18 protein-coding genes and 6 tRNA genes are annotated in these 20,981 nt (G+C 53.4%); 12 read left to right on the plus strand and 12 right to left on the minus strand.

What is annotated here, in order from left to right:
* Positions 1–3 precede the first annotated feature (3 nt).
* On the minus strand, positions 4–969 hold the full coding sequence (gene glk, locus CWS43_RS07225; protein ID WP_101076234.1) for a glucokinase: 966 nt from the start codon (positions 967–969) through the stop codon (positions 4–6).
* Between the two features lie 319 nt (positions 970–1,288).
* Between glk and CWS43_RS07230 the strand changes: the two genes are divergently transcribed.
* Positions 1,289–2,542: an ion channel protein gene (locus tag CWS43_RS07230; RefSeq protein WP_101076235.1), complete on the plus strand. Its 1,254-nt coding sequence runs from the start codon at positions 1,289–1,291 to the stop codon at positions 2,540–2,542.
* A 5-nt stretch (positions 2,543–2,547) separates the two neighbouring features.
* Here CWS43_RS07230 and CWS43_RS07235 read toward each other — a convergent pair whose 3' ends face one another.
* Both CWS43_RS07235 and CWS43_RS07240 read right to left on the minus strand, forming a co-directional pair.
* Entirely contained in the window at positions 2,548–3,246 is a 699-nt protein-coding gene (locus CWS43_RS07235) for an aspartate/glutamate racemase family protein (protein ID WP_101076236.1), read from the minus strand.
* Positions 3,247–3,373: 127 nt separating this feature from the next.
* On the minus strand, positions 3,374–3,847 hold the full coding sequence (locus CWS43_RS07240; RefSeq protein WP_101076237.1) for a multidrug/biocide efflux PACE transporter: 474 nt from the start codon (positions 3,845–3,847) through the stop codon (positions 3,374–3,376).
* Between the two features lie 133 nt (positions 3,848–3,980).
* Here CWS43_RS07240 and CWS43_RS07245 point away from each other — a divergent pair, with 133 nt between their 5' ends.
* A complete protein-coding gene (locus tag CWS43_RS07245; RefSeq protein ID WP_101076238.1) occupies positions 3,981–4,868 on the plus strand; it encodes a LysR family transcriptional regulator in 888 nt (295 codons plus the stop codon).
* On the opposite strand, the gene CWS43_RS07250 is transcribed toward CWS43_RS07245, so the two are convergent.
* Entirely contained in the window at positions 4,857–6,515 is a 1,659-nt protein-coding gene (locus tag CWS43_RS07250) for an alpha-keto acid decarboxylase family protein (protein ID WP_101076239.1), read from the minus strand. The genes CWS43_RS07245 and CWS43_RS07250 overlap by 12 nt on opposite strands.
* 327 nt (positions 6,516–6,842) lie before the next feature.
* Here CWS43_RS07250 and mgrA point away from each other — a divergent pair, with 327 nt between their 5' ends.
* Positions 6,843–7,832: an L-glyceraldehyde 3-phosphate reductase gene (gene mgrA, locus CWS43_RS07255; RefSeq protein ID WP_101076240.1), complete on the plus strand. Its 990-nt coding sequence runs from the start codon at positions 6,843–6,845 to the stop codon at positions 7,830–7,832.
* 159 nt (positions 7,833–7,991) lie between these two features.
* Positions 7,992–8,399, plus strand: a complete 408-nt coding sequence (locus CWS43_RS07260; protein ID WP_101076241.1) for a DUF2502 domain-containing protein — start codon at positions 7,992–7,994, stop codon at positions 8,397–8,399.
* A 68-nt stretch (positions 8,400–8,467) separates the two neighbouring features.
* Here the strand turns inward: CWS43_RS07260 and CWS43_RS07265 are convergent, their stop codons facing one another.
* Complete coding sequence (locus CWS43_RS07265; RefSeq protein ID WP_101076242.1) at positions 8,468–9,697, minus strand: Nramp family divalent metal transporter; 1,230 nt, start codon at positions 9,695–9,697, stop codon at positions 8,468–8,470.
* A gap of 416 nt (positions 9,698–10,113) precedes the next feature.
* On the opposite strand from CWS43_RS07265, the gene CWS43_RS07270 reads away from it, so the two are divergent.
* Positions 10,114–11,301, plus strand: coding sequence for a NupC/NupG family nucleoside CNT transporter (locus CWS43_RS07270; protein WP_013574449.1), 1,188 nt, complete (start codon positions 10,114–10,116; stop codon positions 11,299–11,301).
* A 137-nt stretch (positions 11,302–11,438) separates the two neighbouring features.
* On the opposite strand, the gene CWS43_RS07275 is transcribed toward CWS43_RS07270, so the two are convergent.
* Positions 11,439–11,514 (minus strand) — tRNA-Ala (locus tag CWS43_RS07275).
* A gap of 72 nt (positions 11,515–11,586) precedes the next feature.
* Positions 11,587–11,662 (minus strand) — tRNA-Ala (locus CWS43_RS07280).
* Between the two features lie 353 nt (positions 11,663–12,015).
* Between CWS43_RS07280 and CWS43_RS07290 the strand changes: the two genes are divergently transcribed.
* The gene (locus CWS43_RS07290) at positions 12,016–12,807 is read left to right on the plus strand and encodes a formate/nitrite transporter family protein (RefSeq protein WP_101076243.1); all 792 of its coding nucleotides are present in this window, start codon (positions 12,016–12,018) and stop codon (positions 12,805–12,807) included.
* 96 nt (positions 12,808–12,903) lie between these two features.
* On the opposite strand, the gene gltX is transcribed toward CWS43_RS07290, so the two are convergent.
* A complete protein-coding gene (gene gltX / locus CWS43_RS07295) occupies positions 12,904–14,322 on the minus strand; it encodes a glutamate--tRNA ligase (RefSeq protein ID WP_101076244.1) in 1,419 nt (472 codons plus the stop codon).
* 263 nt (positions 14,323–14,585) lie between these two features.
* Here gltX and CWS43_RS07300 point away from each other — a divergent pair.
* The 4 genes from CWS43_RS07300 to CWS43_RS07315 all read left to right on the plus strand — a co-directional run bounded on the left by CWS43_RS07300 (position 14,586) and on the right by CWS43_RS07315 (position 14,985).
* Positions 14,586–14,661 (plus strand) — tRNA-Val (locus tag CWS43_RS07300).
* Positions 14,662–14,707: 46 nt separating this feature from the next.
* Positions 14,708–14,783, plus strand: a tRNA-Val gene (locus CWS43_RS07305).
* 43 nt (positions 14,784–14,826) lie between these two features.
* A tRNA-Val gene (locus CWS43_RS07310) sits at positions 14,827–14,902 on the plus strand.
* Between the two features lie 7 nt (positions 14,903–14,909).
* Positions 14,910–14,985, plus strand: a tRNA-Lys gene (locus tag CWS43_RS07315).
* 87 nt (positions 14,986–15,072) lie between these two features.
* On the opposite strand, the gene eutC is transcribed toward CWS43_RS07315, so the two are convergent.
* From eutC to eat, 3 genes are read right to left on the minus strand one after another with little or no spacing between them, the layout of a single operon-like run.
* Entirely contained in the window at positions 15,073–15,882 is an 810-nt protein-coding gene (gene eutC, locus CWS43_RS07320; protein ID WP_101076245.1) for an ethanolamine ammonia-lyase subunit EutC, read from the minus strand.
* Between the two features lie 11 nt (positions 15,883–15,893).
* Positions 15,894–17,276 (minus strand): ethanolamine ammonia-lyase subunit EutB, encoded by a 1,383-nt coding sequence (locus CWS43_RS07325; protein WP_101076246.1) that lies wholly within the window; start codon positions 17,274–17,276, stop codon positions 15,894–15,896.
* Positions 17,277–17,297: 21 nt separating this feature from the next.
* The gene (gene eat / locus CWS43_RS07330; RefSeq protein ID WP_101076247.1) at positions 17,298–18,707 is read right to left on the minus strand and encodes an ethanolamine permease; all 1,410 of its coding nucleotides are present in this window, start codon (positions 18,705–18,707) and stop codon (positions 17,298–17,300) included.
* A gap of 296 nt (positions 18,708–19,003) precedes the next feature.
* Between eat and CWS43_RS07335 the strand changes: the two genes are divergently transcribed.
* Together CWS43_RS07335 and CWS43_RS07340 are read left to right on the plus strand one after the other, a co-directional pair.
* The gene (locus CWS43_RS07335; protein ID WP_232776795.1) at positions 19,004–19,513 is read left to right on the plus strand and encodes a nucleotidyltransferase family protein; all 510 of its coding nucleotides are present in this window, start codon (positions 19,004–19,006) and stop codon (positions 19,511–19,513) included.
* A 102-nt stretch (positions 19,514–19,615) separates the two neighbouring features.
* Positions 19,616–19,954, plus strand: coding sequence for a FlxA-like family protein (locus CWS43_RS07340; protein WP_101076249.1), 339 nt, complete (start codon positions 19,616–19,618; stop codon positions 19,952–19,954).
* 33 nt (positions 19,955–19,987) lie between these two features.
* On the opposite strand, the gene CWS43_RS07345 is transcribed toward CWS43_RS07340, so the two are convergent.
* The gene (locus CWS43_RS07345; protein ID WP_101076250.1) at positions 19,988–20,914 is read right to left on the minus strand and encodes a LysR family transcriptional regulator; all 927 of its coding nucleotides are present in this window, start codon (positions 20,912–20,914) and stop codon (positions 19,988–19,990) included.
* Positions 20,915–20,981: the final 67 nt, after the last annotated feature.

Here is a 20,981-nt window from a genome sequence, read left to right on the forward strand (position 1 = left end):
ATATTAAATCGTCAAACCTATCGACTGACGCAGGTAAGCTCCCGCGCCCAGTAATCCCGGCTGATCGTGGGTGATCAGGAACACCGGAATATCCATCAGATAATCTTTGAAACGCCCTTTATCTTCAAACGCCGCACGGAAACCGGAGGCTTTGAAGAATTCCAGGAAGCGCGGAACAATCCCGCCCGCGATGTACACACCGCCGAACGTGCCCATATTCAGCGCCAGATTACCGCCAAAACGCCCCATGATGACGCAGAATAACGACAGTGCGCGGCGGCAGTCGACGTTTTCGTCCGACAGCGCCAGTTCGGTGACATCTTTAGGTTTGAAGTTTTCCGGCACACGATTATCTGACTTAACGATGGCGCGATACAGGTTGACCAGCCCTGGCCCGGAAAGAATACGCTCCGCAGAAACATGCCCCATCTCGGTACGCAACTGTTCAAGAATGATGTCTTCTTCCTCGCTGTTTGGCGCGAAATCAACATGACCGCCTTCGCCCGGCAGGCTCAACCACTGTTTGTTGGCATGGATCAGATGTGCAACACCAAGCCCGGTGCCCGCGCCGTAAATCACTGCCGGTTTACCGTCCTGCACTTTTTTGCCACCGAACTGCAACAGATCCTGTTCTTTCAGCATCGGGATCGCCATCGATACGGCCGTGAAGTCGTTGATCACTTCCAGATGTTGCAGGCCCAGGTTTTTTTTCATTTCCGCAATGGAGAAAGCCCAGGTGTGGTTGGTCATCGCCACCCAGTCACCGGTAATCGGGCAGGCGATGGCAATACACGCATCCTCAATCTCCTGATGCTGGCTCGCAAGATACTCGCGCACAACGTCTTCAAGGCTGTCGTAATCCAGCCCGGAAAAGGTCTTAGACTGTGAAATCTCGCCGCTATCTAAAGCGCAAAGCGCCAGACGGCAATTAGTGCCCCCGACATCGCCCACCAGGGAGTATTTGGTCATGTTATTCTCCGCAAAAGTAAATTCGTTATACTGCGCATCCGCGCTAAAGTGGCTGTGCTAAAGAGTACGCTGCCGGTCGCCACGATGTAAGCTGTCATCGTCAATTAAAGCGACTGGCGAAAGCCTGCCAAGGGGGCAAAGCTTACAGATTCGTGTGGGCAAAATAGCGGTAATTGCTATACGCTGCAACGCAGTTTTGAACCAACGCACATTTATGCGGTATGTCACACAAAATAATGTCGACTGCCAGCAAACAGACTTTGCCGGGTTTCATCTAAGCTATTAGGGCAAACAAAATTACAAATAAGGAAATCCTTGCATGTTCCATCCCCGTGCCAGAATCATGCTGGCTTTTGCCTTGCCTGCCGTCGTTATCGGCGTGCTGTCCAGCCTGATCCTTGTCTTTGTTATGATGATTTCTGGCGCGCTGCAGAACCTGTTATGGCAAAACATTCCTGCGGTTTTAAACATCAACACAGAATCCGCCAGCTGGACGCTCTTTATGCTGACACTGACCGGGATTGGCGTCGGAGCCCTCATTAAGTATATGCCAGGCCATGCAGGGCCGGATCCGGCGACGGAATCACTGATTGGTGCACCCGTGGCGGTCAACGCCTTACCGGGGCTGGCACTGGCGCTCATGCTGGGGCTGGCGGGGGGTGTCAGCCTGGGGCCGGAACATCCGATTACCGTCATTAACATTGCGCTGGTGGCGGCACTTGGCGCTCGCCTGATGCCCGCAGTCCCCACAACTGACTGGGTTATTCTGGCGGCAGCAGGGACGATTGGCGCACTGTTCGGCACGCCGGTTGCGGCAGCGCTTATTTTCTCGCAAACGCTCGGCACCAATAAAGATGTACCACTGTGGGACAGGCTTTTTGCTCCTCTGGTCGCAGCGGGCGCCGGGGCGATCACCACGGATCAATTCTTCCAGCCTGATTTTTCACTCAACATTGCGCCTTATAACACCTCAAGCCTGATTGATGTGTTCAGCGGTTCGGTCGTTGTACTGATCTCCATTGCGCTGGGGATGATTGCCGTCTGGCTGTTTCCGTATATCCACCGGGCATTTAACAGCATCCACAATCCGATACTGAGGCTCGGCATTGGCGGGTTTGTTCTGGGGCTGCTGGCGCTGGTGGGCGGGGAAATTACCCTGTTCAAAGGGCTGGATGAAATGAAAGAGCTGGCGCATTCCAACCATCTGTTTGAGATGGGGCCACTGCTGGCGATTACCCTGACAAAGCTCGCGGCTCTCGTTGTGGCAGCCGCCTGCGGTTTCCGCGGCGGGCGCATTTTCCCGGCGGTATTTGTCGGGGTGTCACTGGGCCTGATGTTGCATGAATATGCACCCGACGTGCCGGCAGCCGTCACAGTTTCCTGTGCGGTGATGGGCATGGTGCTGGTTGTCACCCGCGACGGCTGGCTCAGCCTGTTTATGGCCGCCGCCGTTGTGCCGGGCCTGAAGCTGTTGCCTTTACTGTGCATCGTCATGCTGCCGGCCTGGCTGATACTCGCAGGTAAACCGCTGATGCAGGTTGCGAAACAGCGGTTACAGCGACAGGATCCTTAAGAAGGTCAATCCTGTTTTAGTGCAAATTCCGCCGCCGCCAGCGCATGAATGGCGGTGGTGTCGAAAACAGGTACGTTAGCATCTTCGGCACCGACCAGCAGGGTGATTTCGGTACAGCCGAGAATAATCCCCTCTACACCCTGTTGTTCCAGCTTCGCAATAATCCGGCGGTATTCTTCACGCGAGGCGTCGTTAATGACGCCCAGACACAACTCCTCATAAATAATGCGGTGGACAATCGCACGGTCGGCCTCATCCGGCGTAACCACATCAATCTGATGCTTCTCCTGCAAGCGCCCGCGGTAAAAATCTTGTTCCATGGTGAAACGGGTGCCGAGCAGGCCAATTTTGCGCAAGCCCTGTTCTTTAATTCTGCCAGCCGTTGCATCGGCGATATGCAGTAATGGCAGACCGCCGATACGTTCAATATCTTCCGCTACTTTGTGCATGGTGTTAGTACACACCACAATGATTTCCGCCCCCGCACGTGCCAGTGAATTTGCCGCGTTACCCAGGATTTCCCCCGCCTGCTGCCAGTCCCCCGCCATTTGCAGTTTCTCTATTTCGTAAAAATCGACACTGTAGAGAAACAGTTTGGCTGAATGCAATCCGCCCAACTGTTGTTTAACGTGTTCGTTAATCATGCGGTAATACGGCACCGTGGATTCCCAGCTCATGCCGCCAATCAGCCCTAACGTTTTCATTTCTGCATCCCTTTTGTCTGCGTCATTATTTTGTGTAATGCGTCTGCGTGACAAAACCATAACCGACAAAAAGCCCGCAAACAAAGAAAATGTCTGCGGGCTTTTTTCGGGCGAATGCCAGCGGGGATTAATGTTTAGCCGGGCAATCCTGAACCATTTCGCGGCGCTGCATCCAGCGCTGGCGCAGCGTGTCGTACAGCCAGTTATACGCCACAGTGTACGGCAGGAAAAACAGGAAGAACCCGATTTCCAGCATAAACGCGTCGAGCAGGCCGATACCCAGCCATAGCGCGGCAACCGGCAGGCCAATCAGAATGAACCCGCCCTCGAAACCCAGCGCGTGAGCAATACGGATTTTCAACGTTCGCACCACGCGGGTGACCGGCCAGAATTTGTCGAAGAAAGTGTTGTAGATGATGTTCCACACCATTGCCGTCGTCGACAGCATGATTGCCAGCGCGCCCATTTCCCAGATCGGTTTATTCAGTGCCCATGCGGCTACCGGGGCGGAGATCAGGACGGCCAGCGCCTCGAAGCCGACGGCATGGAAGATGCGCTCGCCCAATGTTTTCTGAGATGAATTGCGTGTTTGCTTAGACATAAAAACCTGCCTGATTCCTGATAATTAATGGGGGACGGTTGTCACAGGCGGGCATTATCATCACTAAATAAGATGGATGAAAGATAGTAAACATCGATAAAATAGATGGATTAAAATCACAGGAGAGTTGCTTATGCGCTATTCACCGGAAGCCCTGGTTGCGTTTGTAGAAGCAGCTGACGCCGGATCTTTCTCCGCCGCCGCGCGTAAATTGCGCAAAAGTCAGTCAACCGTCAGTACGGCGATTGCCAATCTGGAAGTGGATTTAGGCGTAACGCTGTTTGACCGCCAGAGCCGCCATCCGGTGCTCACGCCTGCCGGGCAGCGCGTACTGAGCCACGTTCAGGCCATTCTGGCCGCCAGCGAGCGCCTCGATGAGCTGGCCGTGCGTTTATCCACGCAGCCGGAAACCCGCCTGACGTTTGTGCTTTCCGACACTTATCAGCCGACGCATCATGAGGCTTTGCTGCGCCGGTTTGAATGCCGTTATCCGGATATCGAATTTGAGTGTCAGATTGCCGAAGATCAGGACGTCATCGAGCTGTTGCAGTCAGGTCGCGCGCACATCGGCATGGTGGAGGCGCAGGCGAGTTATCCGCCGGATATCGGCGCGGCGCGGTTACCCGAGCAAACCGATATGTCGATTTTTTGCAGCAGGGAGCATCCGCTGGCGAGAATTAAAAATCTGCAACCCGAGCAGTTACACACGTTTCGCGAGCTGTGTCTGCAGCCCTACAGCCGCCGTGAAATGCCCCGGGCACAGGGGCAGATCTGGTCAGCGCCGAGTTATCTGATGTTGCTGGAAATGGCAGAACAGGGGTTTGGCTGGGCGACGCTGCCGCACTGGCTTGTGCAGCAGTTCGGCCACGACAAGCTGGTCAGTTTGTCACTGCGCGGATGGCCGAAGAAGATTTCCGTTGATGCCGTGTGGAGTAAAAATAATCAGCCCGGCCCGGCGGGAAGCTGGTTTATCGACCAGCTGATTGACCCGCCGGAAACAGACGACGATTCATTGCCCTGAATTGCGTTTTGCCAGAGACCTGGTCACCGAACTCAGCAGCTCGGGGATGTCCATTTTCGGTAACACGACTTCGATCCAGGCCATCTGGCGCTGAGAGCTGGCTTTTTCTATCGCCGCTTTCAGGGCCTGCGGTGAATCGGCCCGCGCACTGAACACTTCTTTGCCGCCAAATGCTGCCGGGAACTGCGTCCAGTTCCACTGCGCAATATCGTTATACCGCTGTGTTTCGCCGTGAATTGCCCGTTCAACCGTATAACCCTCATTATTGATGACAAAAATAATCGGCGGCAGACCGTAACGAATGGCAGCACCGAGCCCCTGGAGGGTCAGCTGTGCTGACCCGTCGCCGATAAGCAGCACGACGCGACGATCGGGAACGGCAATTTGCAGACCGAAAGCCGCCGGCAGCGTAAAACCAATCGACCCCCACAAAGGCTGGACCACAAACAGGCAATCTTCCGGCAGGTTCAGCGCCGCCGCGCCGAAACAGGCGGTGCCCTGTTCAGCGACCAGGACATCTCCCGGCTGCAGGAAATCCTGAATCTGCTGCCAGAACGCACATTGCCCCAGGCTGCTATCGTGGGACAAGGGAAGCGCGGTGCGTTTTACCGTATACGGTGGCCAGCCTGAGGCCAGCTCAGCCGTCAGGCGGTGCATCACGCTGACCGTTTTTTCGAGAGGGAGCTGATGGAAAATCTGATCGCCGACGCGGGCGTAAAAAGGCTGCAAATCGATACACTTCCCCGCGGGAAGTTGCTGGGTGAAACCCGAGGTGATGGTATCCGTAAATTTCACCCCGACGGTGATCACGACATCCGCGCCTTCAATTGCTTCTTTGGTTGAATGGGCGCTACCGGCACCGGAGTACGTCCCGGCAAAATTGACCTGCTGTTCGTTGAATAATCCTTTCCCCATCAGCAGCGTGGAATGTGCCAATGGCACTTCTTCCATCCACTGTTCCAGAGCCTGTTTCACACGGAAACGGTCCGCCAGGAAGTCGGCCAGCACGGAAACTCGTTTTGCGCCGCGTAGCCAGGTTTCTGCCGCAGCAACAAAAGCTTCCAGCGATGAAGGCGAGAATGGCGGCTGGCGTGCAGGCAGGGCGTGCGCTTTGGGGGTGACCGGCAGCGCGGCCACGTCACTCGGTAATAACAAATATCCCGGACGCGAGGTGTACATGACTTCTTCAATCACGCGATCAATTTCGGCCAGCGCATTTTCAGGCGTGAGTGAAGCCTGTGCAACACTGACCGGCTGTGACATACGGATGAAATGACTGAAATCGCCGTCGCCCAACGTGTGGTGCAGCAATTCGCCTTTACGCTGGGAGGAAAGCGGTGGCGCGCCCACAATATGCACCACCGGAACATATTCGGCGTAGCTACCGGCTATCCCGTTCAGGGCGCTCAGCTCGCCCACGCCGAAGGTTGTCAGCAAAGCGGCAATACCTTTAGTTCTGGCATAGCCGTCTGCCCCATAGGCGGCATTTAATTCGTTGGTGCAACCCACCCAGGTAATTTGCTGATGGTTAATGACGCTATCGAGAAATTTCAGGTTGTAGTCACCCGGCACGCCAAACAGCTCGGAGATCCCGCTAAATGATAAGCGGTCTAAGAGATAGTCACCTACGGTATATTCATTATCCATGACGATCCTCTGTTAAATAATATAGAAACAGTTAATCCCGCTGACTTAAGTATTACTCCAATTAAGGGAATAGGATATTTATTATTCAAAATAGACCGTGGAAACGCAGAGTTACAGCAGTGCACTGAGATCACGCAGGGAGATCGATTCAGCAGTTAAGGTAATACAAAGGAAGAATAGTCACAGTAATCAACGATCGCGGGCTTAAGGATTGTTCCGGATGTGATCTGAATAGCTGGAAATGCTTGTGAAAGCGCATACACTAAAATCGTTTTTTATGATGTTTATTACCTTCTGCCCACTCGTGAATTTATTATAAGGACTCTCATGGTGTATCAAGCCAGTCCAACCCGTTATGGAAACATGGAATATCGTCGCTGCGGCCAGAGCGGCCTCAAACTGCCGGCTGTCTCACTGGGCCTGTGGCATAACTTCGGTGATAACGCCCACTTTGAAAATGGCCGTAAACTTATCCGCCACGCTTTCGACCACGGGATCACCCATTTTGACCTCGCCAATAATTACGGCCCGCCTCCGGGTTCTGCCGAACAGCATTTTGGCCGTATTTTGCAGGAAGATTTACTGCCTTATCGTGATGAGCTGATCATCTCGTCCAAAGCCGGTTACACCATGTGGGACGGCCCTTACGGCGACTGGGGTTCGAAAAAATATCTGGTTGCCAGCCTGAACCAGAGCCTGAAGCGCCTGGGGCTGGATTACGTGGATATCTTCTATCATCACCGCCCGGATCCGGACACGCCGCTGGAAGAAACCATGGCTGCGCTGGATTTGATCGTACGCCAGGGTAAAGCGCTGTACGTCGGTTTATCGAATTATCCGGCTGAACGCGCTAAACAAGCGTTTGAAATCCTCAAACAGCTCGGCACACCGTGCCTGATCCATCAGCCGAAATATTCGATGTTCGAACGCTGGGTTGAGGCTGATTTGCTCGATACGCTGGCGGATAGTGGCGTGGGTTCTATTGCCTTCTCACCGCTGGCCGGCGGCGTACTGACGGACCGTTATCTGGCAGGGATCCCTGAAGATTCCCGCGCGGCCAGCGGCAGTAAATTTCTGACAGCCGATCAGCTGACGGATGAGAAACTGGCGAAAGTGCGTAAGCTGAATGACATTGCGCAGTCGCGCGGACAGAAGCTTTCCCAGATGGCACTGGCGTGGGTTCTGCGCGGCGATCGCGTGACGTCTGTGCTGATTGGTGCCAGCAAAACCAGCCAGATCGACGACGCTGTTGGCATGGTTTCCAACCGCCATTTCAGCCCGGAAGAGCTGGCAGCGATCGAAGCTATTCTAGTGTAAGCGGTTACCCTAATGATTGAAAAATACGCATTCATGGAGGATACGTAAGAATTTCGTTAAGCCGCGTAAATCAATCAAAACAGGATTGTAAGCAATAGAACCTGGCCCCTGTTCCTTTTATAACTGTCAGCATAAATTATAAGGAATCTGGGGCCGTCTATGATTAAGCCAATACTTCTCGGAACATTACTGTTCGCTTTGCTTCCTGCCGCAGCGCCTGCCGTGCAGGCCAGCAACTTTAGCCTCAACACACCCGGTCTTTCCATCAGTATTGGTGACCGTGACCGTCGTGGTTATTACTGGGATGGATACGACTGGCGCAACCCGAGCTGGTGGAACAGTTACCGTGGCCACAATTATGGTCACCGTGGCCCGCGCGGGGATTACTGGGACGGCTACCGCTGGCGCGATCAGGGCTGGTGGAACCATCGCCATCCCCCACGCCGCCCGATGCCGCCACCGCCGCGCTATTATCATGGCGACCATGGACGCCCGCATTATGACCACGGGCGTGGACCGGATCGCGGTCGCGGGCATGATGACCGCCACGGAGATCACCATCACTGATGGGACAAATATCAAAAAAAAACGGGACAGCGCAAACTGTCCCGTTTTCCTTTGCTTTCGAAGAAAGACTATTTCAGCATACCCACCAGCAGATAGGCATTCAGGCTGATCACCACCAGCACAATGATGCGCCCTGCCCATTGAACGGTTTTGGTATTCACCATGTCCCCCATCAGACTGCGGTTGCCGGTAAATGCCAGCAGCGGCAACAATGCCAGCGCAATCCCGAAACTCAGCAGCACCTGGCTCATCACCAGAACCCGCGTGGCATCCAGCCCCATCAGAATCACGATGAAAGACGGCATCATCGTCACCGACCGGCGAACCCACAGCGGAATATAGAATTTCACAAACCCCTGCATCACCACCTGCCCGGCGAGCGTGCCCACCACGGTAGAGGATAAACCGGCAGCCACGAGGCTCAGACCGAATGTCGTCGCAGCAGCGTGGCCGAGCAGCGGTTGCAGCGTCAGATAGGCTTCATCAAGTTCACTGATGCCGCTGTGCCCGCTGAAATGAAATGCAGCAGCGGCAGTCGCCATCATAGCCAGATTGACGAAACCCGCGATCGTCATGGCAATACCGACATCCAGCTTTGTCGCAGAATAGCGCTGTTCTTTCGATGCCTTTCCTGCACGCTGGGTCAGCGAAGAGTGAAGATAAATGACGTGCGGCATGATGGTCGCACCCAGCACACCGGCGGCCAGATAGACGGAATCACTGGTCGGCAGCGCAGGGATCAGCATGCCTTTACCCAGCGCTACCATGCTCGGCTGCGAGAAGAACAGCTCAACGATATAAGCGGCGGCGACAAACAACAGCAAACCGGCGATAACCAGTTCTAACGGTTTTTGCCCGCGTTTTTGCAGCCCGAGGATAATAAAGGTGGCAATCCCGGTGAGCACCGCGCCCTGAAGCAGCGAAACCCCGAGAAGCAATTTGAAACCGATCGCCGCACCGATGAATTCGGCAAGATCGGTCGCCATCGCAATAATCTCCGCCTGCACCCAGTAGGCCCAGACGGCAGGACGCGGAAAGCGGTCGCGAATGTGTTCAGCCAGGTTTTTACCTGTGGCAATACCGAGCTTAGCAGACAGCAGTTGGATCAACATCGCCATGACGTTGGCCCAGACCACAACCCACAACAGCTGATAGCCATAAGATGCACCGGCCTGAATGTTCGTCGCAAAGTTGCCCGGATCGATGTAACCGATGGCAGCGATAAACGCAGGCCCCATCAATGAAAGCTTCATCTTTCTGGACGCGCGGCCTGTAGATTCGGCCCGGCTGTTCAGCATATTCAGTTAACCCTTACAATTGTTACGCTTACGTAAATCATATCTAATTGATAATGATTATCAAGTGCATTTAGAATGATCTGAGTAATTTCTCTGATAGGCAGTAGCGTAAGCGGCAAAGTGATCACTGAGTGGTTAATCATTCTGTCGGCTTTCAGAAAACCTGGCAGAACGCTTGTTCCTAAAACAGACATTAACGGGACAGATTCAGAACGCATTACGGCACATGGTAAAACTAGCACAAGAAATCCACTTGCGCTTATTTTTCTTAACATCTTGATTTTTTGTGTGATGAGCTACGATTTGTTGCAATTCGTGTCTGTAATTTCTATATTTGCAATCGACTTCACGTTTTAAATGTACGCGTTACATAAAATGTCCGTCGAAATATAGCCTGCCTCTAATTTGGAGCACCCATGTCCCGAATATTGCACTTTGTATTAGCGTTGGCCGTTGTTGCAGCACTCGCTTTACTGGTGAGCCGTGACCGGAAGAATATCCGTTTACGTTTCATCGTTCAGCTCTTGGTCATCGAAGTCTTATTAGCCTACTTCTTCCTGAACTCTTCTGTTGGTTTGGGTTTTGTGAAAGGCTTCTCCGACTTGTTTGAGAAATTATTAGGATTCGCTGCGGAAGGGACCGGCTTCGTATTTGGAGGCATGAGCGATAAAGGATTAGCGTTCTTCTTCCTGAAAGTCTTGTGCCCGATCGTGTTTATTTCTGCGCTGATCGGTATTTTGCAACACATTCGCGTATTGCCTTTCGTCATCCGTATCATCGGTACGGTCTTGTCGAAAATTAATGGCATGGGAAAACTGGAATCTTTCAACGCCATCAGCTCCCTGATTTTGGGTCAGTCAGAAAACTTTATCGCGTATAAAGATATTCTGAGCAAAATGTCTGAAAAACGTATGTACACCATGGCAGCCACAGCTATGTCGACCGTTTCTATGTCGATTGTGGGTGCGTACATGACCATGCTGGAACCACGCTTCGTTGTTGCTGCGCTGGTGCTAAACATGTTCAGTACCTTCATCGTACTGTCGTTAATCAACCCTTATAAAGTTGATTCAGAAGAAGACCTGCAAATCGGTAACACGCATCAGGGTCAGAGCTTCTTTGAAATGCTGGGTGAATACATCCTGGCCGGTTTCAAAGTTGCGATCATCGTTGCAGCCATGTTGATTGGTTTCATCGCACTGATTTCCTGCCTGAATGCGCTGTTCGACGTGGTGTTCGGTATCACCTTCCAGGGCGTGCTGGGTTATGTCTTCTATCCATTTGCATGGATGATGGGCGTGCCAAGCCACGAAGCCTTGCAGGTCGGCAGCATCATGGCAACCAAACTGGTTTCCAATGAATTCGTTGCGATGCTGGATCTGCAAAAAGTAGCGACCGAACTGTCACCACGCGGCGTGGGCATCTTGTCCGTGTTCCTGGTGTCTTTCGCGAACTTCTCGTCTATCGGTATCGTTGCCGGCGCTATCAAAGGCCTGAACGAACACCAGGGCAACGTGGTTTCACGCTTCGGCCTGAAACTGCTGTACGGCTCAACGCTGGTAAGCGTGTTGTCAGCTTCTATCGCGGGTCTGGTACTGGCGTAAGCAAGCACAACAGAACGACAAAGAAAGGCGCTCCGGCGCCTTTTTTTACGCCTGCAATTCAGGGAGCAGAAAGGGGCAGAACCGAAAGGAATATGACAGAAAGCAAAAAACCCGCCGAAGCGGGTTTCTTTAATATTTGGTGGAGATAAGCGGGATCGAACCGCTGACCTCTTGCATGCCATGCAAGCGCTCTCCCAGCTGAGCTATACCCCCACACGAGGTCGTACACATTTTCTTTTTTGTTTCCTCTGGAAGGAAACAGCCAACTTACTCTGGAAAGGAAGTTGGTGGAGATAAGCGGGATCGAACCGCTGACCTCTTGCATGCCATGCAAGCGCTCTCCCAGCTGAGCTATACCCCCAATTCACGCCCGTAAAAACGGGTGAACGGGGCGCATAATATGAAACGCAGTCTGGCCTGTCAACGGCTAAATCCGTTTCTGGAATCAAGCGCTGAAAAAGCCGCCAAATCTCGCATTTCACAGGGAAAAAGACCCTGCCCTGACGGAAATTCTCCGCAGGATGCATTGTTTTACAATTTGCCCGCCAGCCCGCATTCAGACTAGCTTTTTGATCTGCATAAGCATTTTCTTAACATCTATGTCTGAATAATTAATAGAATGTTAGCAGACTATGAAAATCGTCTTGTTTTGAGAGAAATCTCAGAATAGACTGCTCGCGCATTAATCATAACTTACAACATTCGAGCTATCCCATGTCCTTGTATTCACCTAAAGAAATCGCATCCATCGCTGTCACGGCGGGCGTTAATAAAAGCCATGCTTCCGTGTTGAATTTGTTAATTTTGGGCTTCCTGGCTGGCGCATTCATCGCCACCGGTTTCCTGCTGGATTTGCACGTAATAGGGACGTTACCTGCATCCTGGGGTTCATTCAGTAACTTGCTGGGCGCTGCCGTATTCCCGGTAGGTATCATTCTGACCGTTTTAGCAGGGGGAGAACTGCTGACCGGTAACATGATGACCTTACCTATCGCCTGGTTTGCGCGTCAGATCAGCCTCTACGCCGTTCTGCGCAACTGGTTCTGGGTCACCCTCGCTAACCTGCTGGGCAGCCTGGCCGTGGCATATTTTTTCGGTCACGTTCTCGGCCTGACCGAAGGCGCGTTCCTGAGCAAAACCGTCGCCACCGCCACCGCGAAAGTGAATGCCGACTTTATGCACGCCTTCATTTCCGGTATCGGCTGTAACTGGCTGGTGTGTCTGGCTATCTGGCTGGCTTTCGCCAGTAAAGAAGTTGGCGGCAAAGTGATCGGGATGTGGTTCCCGGTGATGGCATTTGTGGCTATCGGCTTCCAACACGTCGTTGCAAACATGTTCATCGTGCCTGCGGCAATTTTTGCCGGTGCGCTGAGCTGGTCACAGTACTTCCCGAACTTCGCAGCCGTATTTCTCGGCAACGCGGTCGGCGGCGCGGGCTTCGTGGGTCTGATGTATTTCCTGGCCTACCGCCCTACCGTTGCAGCACCTGTGACTGAACAACGTTAATTCGCTCTGACGTTTTTTACGCATTAAAAAAGCCAGCCGGTTTCCCGCGCTGGCTTTTTTTAGTTCATCACCCCGCAGAGTGAATCAATAGAAAACTTACTGCTGCTGGGTTTCACGCTCAGCGATAAAGGCTAACGCCATATCGATACGCGCCAGCACACGGCTCTGGCCGATAGCGTGAACCGTTACATCAACGCCCGGAGACTGACCGGCACCGGTAACAGCAACGCGCAGTGGCATCCCGACTTTACCCATCCCGACTTCCAGCTCATCCGCCGTGCCCTGAATTGCATGGTGAATATTTTCAGCCGTCCAGTCAGTAATCGCAGCCAGTTTCGCGCGAACCACTTCCAGCGGCTGACGAGCCACAGGACGCAGGTGTTTCTTCGCCGCATCAGCATCGAACTCTGCAAAATCTTCGTAGAAGTAACGGCAGGACTCCGCCATTTCTTTCAGGGTTTTACAACGTTCGCCCAGCAAGGTCACGATTTCGAACAGTTGCGGGCCGTTGCGGGTTTCGATACCGGCCTGCTCAACGTGCCACAGCAGGTGCGTCGCGACATACTGCGGATCCATCGTATTGATGTAGTGATGGTTCAGCCATTGCAGTTTCTCAGTGTTGAACGCACTGGCAGATTTGCTGACGTTTTCCAGAGAGAACAGCGCTTTCATTTCGTCGCGGCTGAAGATTTCCTGATCGCCATGGGACCAGCCCAAACGCACCAGATAGTTCAGCAGCGCTTCCGGCAGATAACCGTCATCGCGATATTGCATAACGCCGACCGCGCCATGACGTTTGGACAGTTTTTTACCGTCGTCGCCCAGAATCATGGAAACGTGCGCGTAAACCGGCACCGGTGCGCCCAGCGCTTTCAGGATGTTGATCTGACGCGGGGTGTTGTTGATATGGTCTTCGCCACGAATGACGTGGGTAATTTCCATATCCCAGTCATCCACCACCACGCAGAAGTTGTAAGTCGGAGAACCGTCGGTGCGGCGGATGATCAGATCATCCAGCTCATCGTTGCTGAATTCGATCGGGCCGCGGATCTGGTCGTCAAAAATAACAGAACCTTCCTGCGGGTTACGGAAACGCACGACGCAAGGCTCATCAGCGGCGTGATGTTCGTGGCTGTCGCGGCAACGACCGTCATAACGCGGCTTCTCGTTATTGGCCATTTGTTCTTCGCGCAACGCTTCCAGACGCTCTTTAGAGCAATAGCATTTATACGCCGTGCCGTTTTCCAGCATTTCATCAATCACCGCGTTATAGCGGTCAAAACGTTTGGTCTGGAAATACGGGCCTTCATCCCAGTCCAGATTCAGCCAGTTCATGCCATCCATAATCGCGTCGATCGCTTCCTGAGTGGAACGTTCGAGATCGGTGTCTTCGATACGCAGCACAAACTCACCGCCAAGGTTGCGGGCAAAGAGCCAGGAATAGAGCGCGGTACGGGCGCCGCCGACGTGCAGATAGCCGGTCGGGCTTGGGGCAAAACGGGTTTTGATTTTCATCTGGGTGCAACCTTAATAACGCAACGCTGAATAACGTCGCTATCAATTAACAAAAAGTGGCTGACATTCTACCACTCTGCCCTGATTCCTCAACGCTGATACAGGGGCAGTGACCTTGTTTAAGGCCATGAATGCGTAAAGAATCGACTACGCGGGCGAGAAACGCGCCAGGTTGACTAAAAATAAGCCGAACGATCATTTTTGTTTTTAAAAAGCGTTGACGTTATTTCAAGTATCCCTATAATGCGACTCCATCACGACGGGGGCGATTAGCTCAGTTGGTAGAGCATCTCCTTTACACGGAGGGGGTCGGCGGTTCGAGCCCGTCATCGCCCACCACTCTTTAAGAGTGCCGCGTTGTGATAAGTAGGAAGAATTGAGAAATGGGCGATTAGCTCAGTTGGTAGAGCATCTCCTTTACACGGAGGGGGTCGGCGGTTCGAGCCCGTCATCGCCCACCATTTCTCAGCAAGTTTCTTCTTACATGGGGAAGTACCCAGAAGTGGGCGATTAGCTCAGTTGGTAGAGCATCTCCTTTACACGGAGGGGGTCGGCGGTTCGAGCCCGTCATCGCCCACCACTTCTGCGGGCCGTTAGCTCAGTTGGTAGAGCAGTTGACTTTTAATCAATTGGTCGCTGGTTCGAATCCAGCACGGCCCACCAATTCAGAGAAAAGCGCCTTTAGGCGCTTTTTTCGTTTCTGCGTTTTATGTTTCTAAACTCCCGCCTGTATTTCCAAAATTTCTCCCACTATTCCAGTTTAAACATCGGCACGACTTTACCGTGCAACGCAGGATTATCACTTTCATCTTTCAGATTCACCCCGGACAACTGGCGGTGGAAAGATTGTTCCAGCAGCCACGCGAGTTTAAATGCCGCCTGCGGGTAGTTCAGCCCTTCCGGGCGCACGTTTGAAATGCAATTGCGTTCTGATTCCAGCCTTTTGGTATGCGGGCCCCAGGTCATATAAATCCCCAGACTGTCCGGTGAAGACAAACCCGGACGTTCACCAATCAGAATCGCCACCGCTTTGGCTTTCATCACCTGCGCAATGTCATCGCCCAGCGCTACGCGTGACTGGTGCGCCAGCACCACTGGCCCCAGCCTCAGTTCCAGCGTGCGCAAATACGGCAATAAGGCCGCGATAAGCGGCACCGCCTGACGATGCACCGCCTTGGACGACAAACCATCCGCCACCACCAGCACAATATCTGCAGGCTCAGGTTTTAGGTGTTGCAACGCCTGGCGGCTACTTTCAGAAAGTTTACGACCCAGATCAGGCCGGCACAGATAAGTCGCTCTGTCCGGTGCCGCACTGGCAACCGTCAGCGTTTCCAACCCCATCGCATACAACTCAGGTTCCAGCGACTGGCTGTCGAACGGCTGATGTACGGCGTCACGCGCCTGCGCATGCGCTAAACCAAAGCGCAGCAATTCATCGGTGGGCAGGCTTGAACCGGTTCGCCCCAGCGCAATACGTGCCGCCGTGAACTGCCGTAGCGTTTCCCACGGATTTTCATGCACCAGCGGCGATAATTGCTGCCCTTTTTCTTTATTCATCACAACGGGCCTCAGCTTAATTGCGGCAACTGACGCAGTAACGGATGAGATGCACGGGCGTCCTGCAACGTGCCCTGCGGATCAATTATTTTCATTTTCTCCAGCCAGACCGCAAACTCCGGTGCATGTTTCAGCCCCAGCAGTTCGCGGATGTACAGCGCGTCGTGGAAAGAGGTGCTCTGATAATTGAGCATGATGTCATCCGCGCCCGGCACGCCAATCAGGAACGTCAGCCCGGCGGTGCCCAGCAGCGTCAGCAGCGTATCCATATCGTCCTGATCGGCTTCTGCATGGTTGGTATAGCAAACATCGCACCCCAGCGGCACACCCAGCAGTTTCCCGCAGAAATGATCCTCCAGCCCGGCACGAATAATTTGCTTACCGTCATACAGATATTCCGGCCCGATGAAACCGACCACGGTATTGATCAGCAGCGGCGAAAAATGCCGCGCAATGGCATACGCGCGCGCTTCGCAGGTTTGCTGATCGACACCGAAATGCGCATTGGCTGACAAACAACTGCCCTGCCCGGTTTCGAAATACATGACGTTATCGCCCAGCGTTCCGCGTTTCAGGCTGAGCGCCGCCTGTTGCGCTTCGGCCAGCAGCGCCAGATTAATGCCAAAACCGCTGTTCGCCGCTTCGGTTCCCGCGATCGACTGAAAGACCAGATCGACCGGCGCGCCGCGCTCGACCAGCTTGATGGTGTTAGTGACATGCGTCAGTACGCAGGATTGCGTCGGGATTTCGAACCGCGAAATGATGTCATCAAGCATGTAATTGAGATTTTCCAGCAGCGGTAAACTGTCGCTGGCGGGATTAATGCCAATCACCGCGTCGCCGGAGCCGTAAAGCAAACCGTCGAGCATGCTGGCGGCAATGCCTTGTAAATTATCGGTAGGATGATTAGGTTGCAGGCGCACGCTCATATGCCCCGGCAACCCGATGGTATTACGGAACCGGGTAATCACCCGGCATTTTTTAGCGACCAGAATCAAATCCTGATTGCGCATCAGTTTGCTGACCGCCGCCGCCATTTCCGGCGTAATCCCTTTTGCCACGGCGGCCAGCGTGGCGCTGTCAGTTTTTTCACTCAGCAGCCAGTCGCGGAAATCGCCCACCGTGAGATGAGAAATCGCGGCAAACGCCGCGACATCGTGCGTATCAATAATCAGCCGTGTGACTTCGTCCTCTTCATACGGCACCAGCAATTCTTGCAAAAACGTCTTCAGCGGAACGTCAGCCAGCGCCATTTTCGCCGCCATACGTTCTTCTGCACTGGCAGCAGCCACTTCGGCCAGGTAGTCACCAGACCTTGCAGGTGACGCCTTCGCCATCAGTTCACGGAGATCTTTAAACTGATAACTTCGGTGACTTAATGTCGTCTGAAACATAACGCTCCTTATCTGGCCAGGTTATTTGCCACTTTTCGCCGGAACAGGCCGCAGCCCGCGTAATTGCGGATCCTCAGCAGCATCAGTACGGGCCTGATGCGTGATGCGGAACCAGGCGTAAGCCAGCAACATCATGGCGGCGAAGATCAAAAACAGTAAGGTGTTGTAGTAGATCATAGCGATAAGACAGACGACCGCCAGCACCAGCGCCAGTGCCGGCGCAAAAGGATAAAGTGGCGCTCGGAACGGGCGGATCAGGTTCGGCTCACTGCGACGCAGCTTGAACAACGCCGCCATCGAAATGATGTACATGACAATCGCGCCAAACACCGACATTGTCACGATATTTGCTGTCAGCGGTTGCCCGCCAATCACAATCAGGGAATCAGAGAAGATAGCGGCGATCCCGACAACGCCACCCGCGATAATGCCCAGATGCGGCGTCTGGAAACGGGCATTGACGCTGGCCAGTCGTTTAGGCAGATAGCCCGCACGCGCCAGCGCAAAGATCTGCCGTGAATAACCCATGATGATGCCGTGGAAAGACGCAATCAGACCAAACAATCCCAGCCAGACCAGCATGTGCAGCCAGCCGCTGTTATTGCCGACAATCAGTTTCATCGCCTGCGGTAACGGGTCGTTGATATTCGAAAGCTTGGTCCAGTCGCCCACGCCGCCGGCAAACAGCATGACGCCGAGTGCCAGAACCGTCAGGGTGAGGATCCCGCCGATAAACGCTTTCGGAATAGTACGCTGCGGATCTTTGGCTTCTTCAGCGGCCATGGACGCGCCTTCAATCGCCAGGAAGAACCAGATGGCGAAAGGAATGGCGGCAAAAATGCCGGAGAATGCCGCCGGGCTGAAGGTATCTCTGCCCGCCCAGCCGCCGTGTACAAAGTTCGACATCTCAAATCCCGGCGCCACGACGCCCATAAAGACCAGCAATTCGAATATCGCCAGTAACGTCACCAGTAATTCGAACGTTGCTGCAATGCTGACGCCCAGAATATTCAGCACCATAAAGACCAGATACGCGCCAACGGCCACCCATTTAGGCTCAATCGCCGGGAATTGCACGTTGAGATACGCGCCTATCGCCATAGCAATCGCAGGCGGAGCAAAAACAAACTCCACCAGCGTGGCGAATCCGGCGACAAATCCCCCGGTCGGGCCGAATGCGCGGTAAGCGTAAGCAAATGGCCCGCCCGCATGAGGAATCGATGTGGTCAGTTCGGTAAAGCTAAAAATAAAGGCACAATACATAGCGGCAATGACCAGCGCAGTGATCAGAAATCCGAGTGTACCGGCCTGCGCCCAGCCATAGCTCCAGCCAAAATACTCGCCGGAAATAACCAACCCGACGGCAATGCCCCAAAGTTTAAAACTGCCCAGCGTTCGTTTTAAAACGGGTGTGACTTTCGTGGTTTGCATAGGTGATCCCCTGCCCGGTGATAATGCAATTATTGTTTGAAGAGTACTTCAACAGCCCTGCCCGCTGGGGTTGTTGCAAAGGCTGTACCACTTAAGAAATGCTGAGCCAGCGCGGCCTGTAGCCAGGCCGATGGCCTTTTTGCTTCATTTTGGCGCGTACAAAGAAAGGCGATTGCCCGAAACGGTGCGTGGGGAAAATGTCATCCACACGCGCTACAATTTGGCATCAGATAAAAAGGAGGTCGTTCGTGAAGGAAAAAGAACAGCAAATTATTACCTGGCTCCGGGAAGAGCCGATGCATTTACAGGCGCTGGAGCAGGCGCGTGAACTGGCGCTGAACGATGCGTGGCTGGCGGCAGGGTTTGTCCGCAATCTGGTCTGGGACCGGCTGCACGGTTATGCTCGGGCGACACCGGTCAATGACATCGACCTGGTGTATTTCAATCCTGAAGACTGCACAGCACAGAACGACGAACGTTTGGAACAACGTCTGAGAGCGCGCTCGCCAGATTTGCCCTGGTCTGTGAAAAACCAGGCCCGCATGCATGAACGTCACGGCCACAGGCCCTATACATCCAGTGCGCAAGCCATGAGCTACTGGGTGGAAGTGGAAACGGCCATCGGCGCAAGAATGAACGCTGACGGGCAGATCGAACTGAATGCACCGCTGGGGCTGGATGCGCTTTTCTCCTTCAGTATCACACCGAATCCGCGCCATGCGATCCCTGCGGTTTTCGCGCAGCGGGTACGCGACAAAGGCTGGCTGACACTGTGGCCCAAACTGGAAGTGCAAGAAATCCGTTAACACTGTAAGGAATATGAAAAACCAATAAAGCCGGGCTGATAGCTGCCGATACCTGTTAAGCATTCTTACGTGCAAAAATTGATGATAACTAAGTGAGGTATTATGACGACTATCAGCGCTACCAGCAGTTCGGTGAGCTCAGCGTCCACCAGTGACGCCAGCAGCTCCAGCCAGATTGCTCAGTTAACTAAACAGATTGCAAAGCTGACTGAACAGGTCAAAAGCCTGAGCAGCTCCGGCGGCAGTTCTTCTGACGTCCAGCAACAACAGGAACTTCTGCAACAGCAAATCGAATTGCTGCAACAGCAAATTCAGCAAATCGAACAGCAGCAAGCCCAGAAAGCGCTTCAACAACAGCAACAACAACAGGCTGCCGCTGAAGTGAAGAAAGAAGGTGTCAACAAACCATCTGATACGAACTCTATTGATATTTACGTGTAATCGCAGTGACTGTCTGAAACAGCCAGCAAGGGATCAGGCCCCAAACATTCCCTGCTGGCTGCGTTTTTCCTTCAGTAAGATAGCCTGCTCTTTAACTACCTGCCAGATCGCCTGAGCGGCGGGCGATAACGACCGGTTTTTGCGCTTGACTAACATCAGTACACGGTTGATTTCAGGCACTAATATCTTGATCACCAACGGGCTACCCTCCGGCATTGGCAGCGCCAGTGCGGGTAAAACGCTGATCCCAATTCCCGCTTCCACCATCGGAAATAACGTCGCCGGATGACCGATTTCCTGCGCTATCTCCGCTTTCACTTTCTGTGATTTCAGCGCCCCGTCGATCAACACACGGCTGCCCGACGCGTAATCTTGCAGCACCAGTTTACTGCCGTTCAGTGCCTGCCATTCCACGACGGGTAGCCCGGCAAACGGATGGTCCTCCCGACACAGCAATAAAAAAGGCTCGTGCAGAATCGGCTCACAATCGAGATCGGTACTTTCACCTGGGTCGATGACAATGCCAAAATCCACTTCCGCATTTCTCACGCTACTCAGCACCAGTTGTTGCGCCTGATCACGCAACAATACGCGAATATCCGGGTACTGCTGCTCGCCGCGGGCAATACATTGCGGCATGAGCTGGGCAGAGATTGTCTGGCTGGAGGCAATCCGCACACGGCCATTATGCTGGGTGCCAAAACTGCGGGTATCCAGCAGCATGGCATGCAGTTCATCGAGCAAGGGTTCCACGCGATTTGCCAGACGCATCCCGGCGTCGGTCAGCACAACTTCCCGCGTAGTGCGGTCCAGTAAACGCACGCCCATTTCAGCTTCCAGCTCTTTCATGCTGTGGCTGATAGCCGACTGGCTCAACCCAATCGCCTCGCCCGCACGACTAAAACTGCCGTAACGTGAAATCGCCACAAATACACGAAGTTGCCTGAGAGAATAATTCATGAATTTTCTGCATTAATGGATTAAATAAATCAATTTTTTAATTGTATCGCAAACGCTCAGAATAGCC

Origin of the sequence: Rahnella sp. AA, from assembly GCF_002834385.1 — a bacterium.
Classification (GTDB): domain Bacteria; phylum Pseudomonadota; class Gammaproteobacteria; order Enterobacterales; family Enterobacteriaceae; genus Rahnella.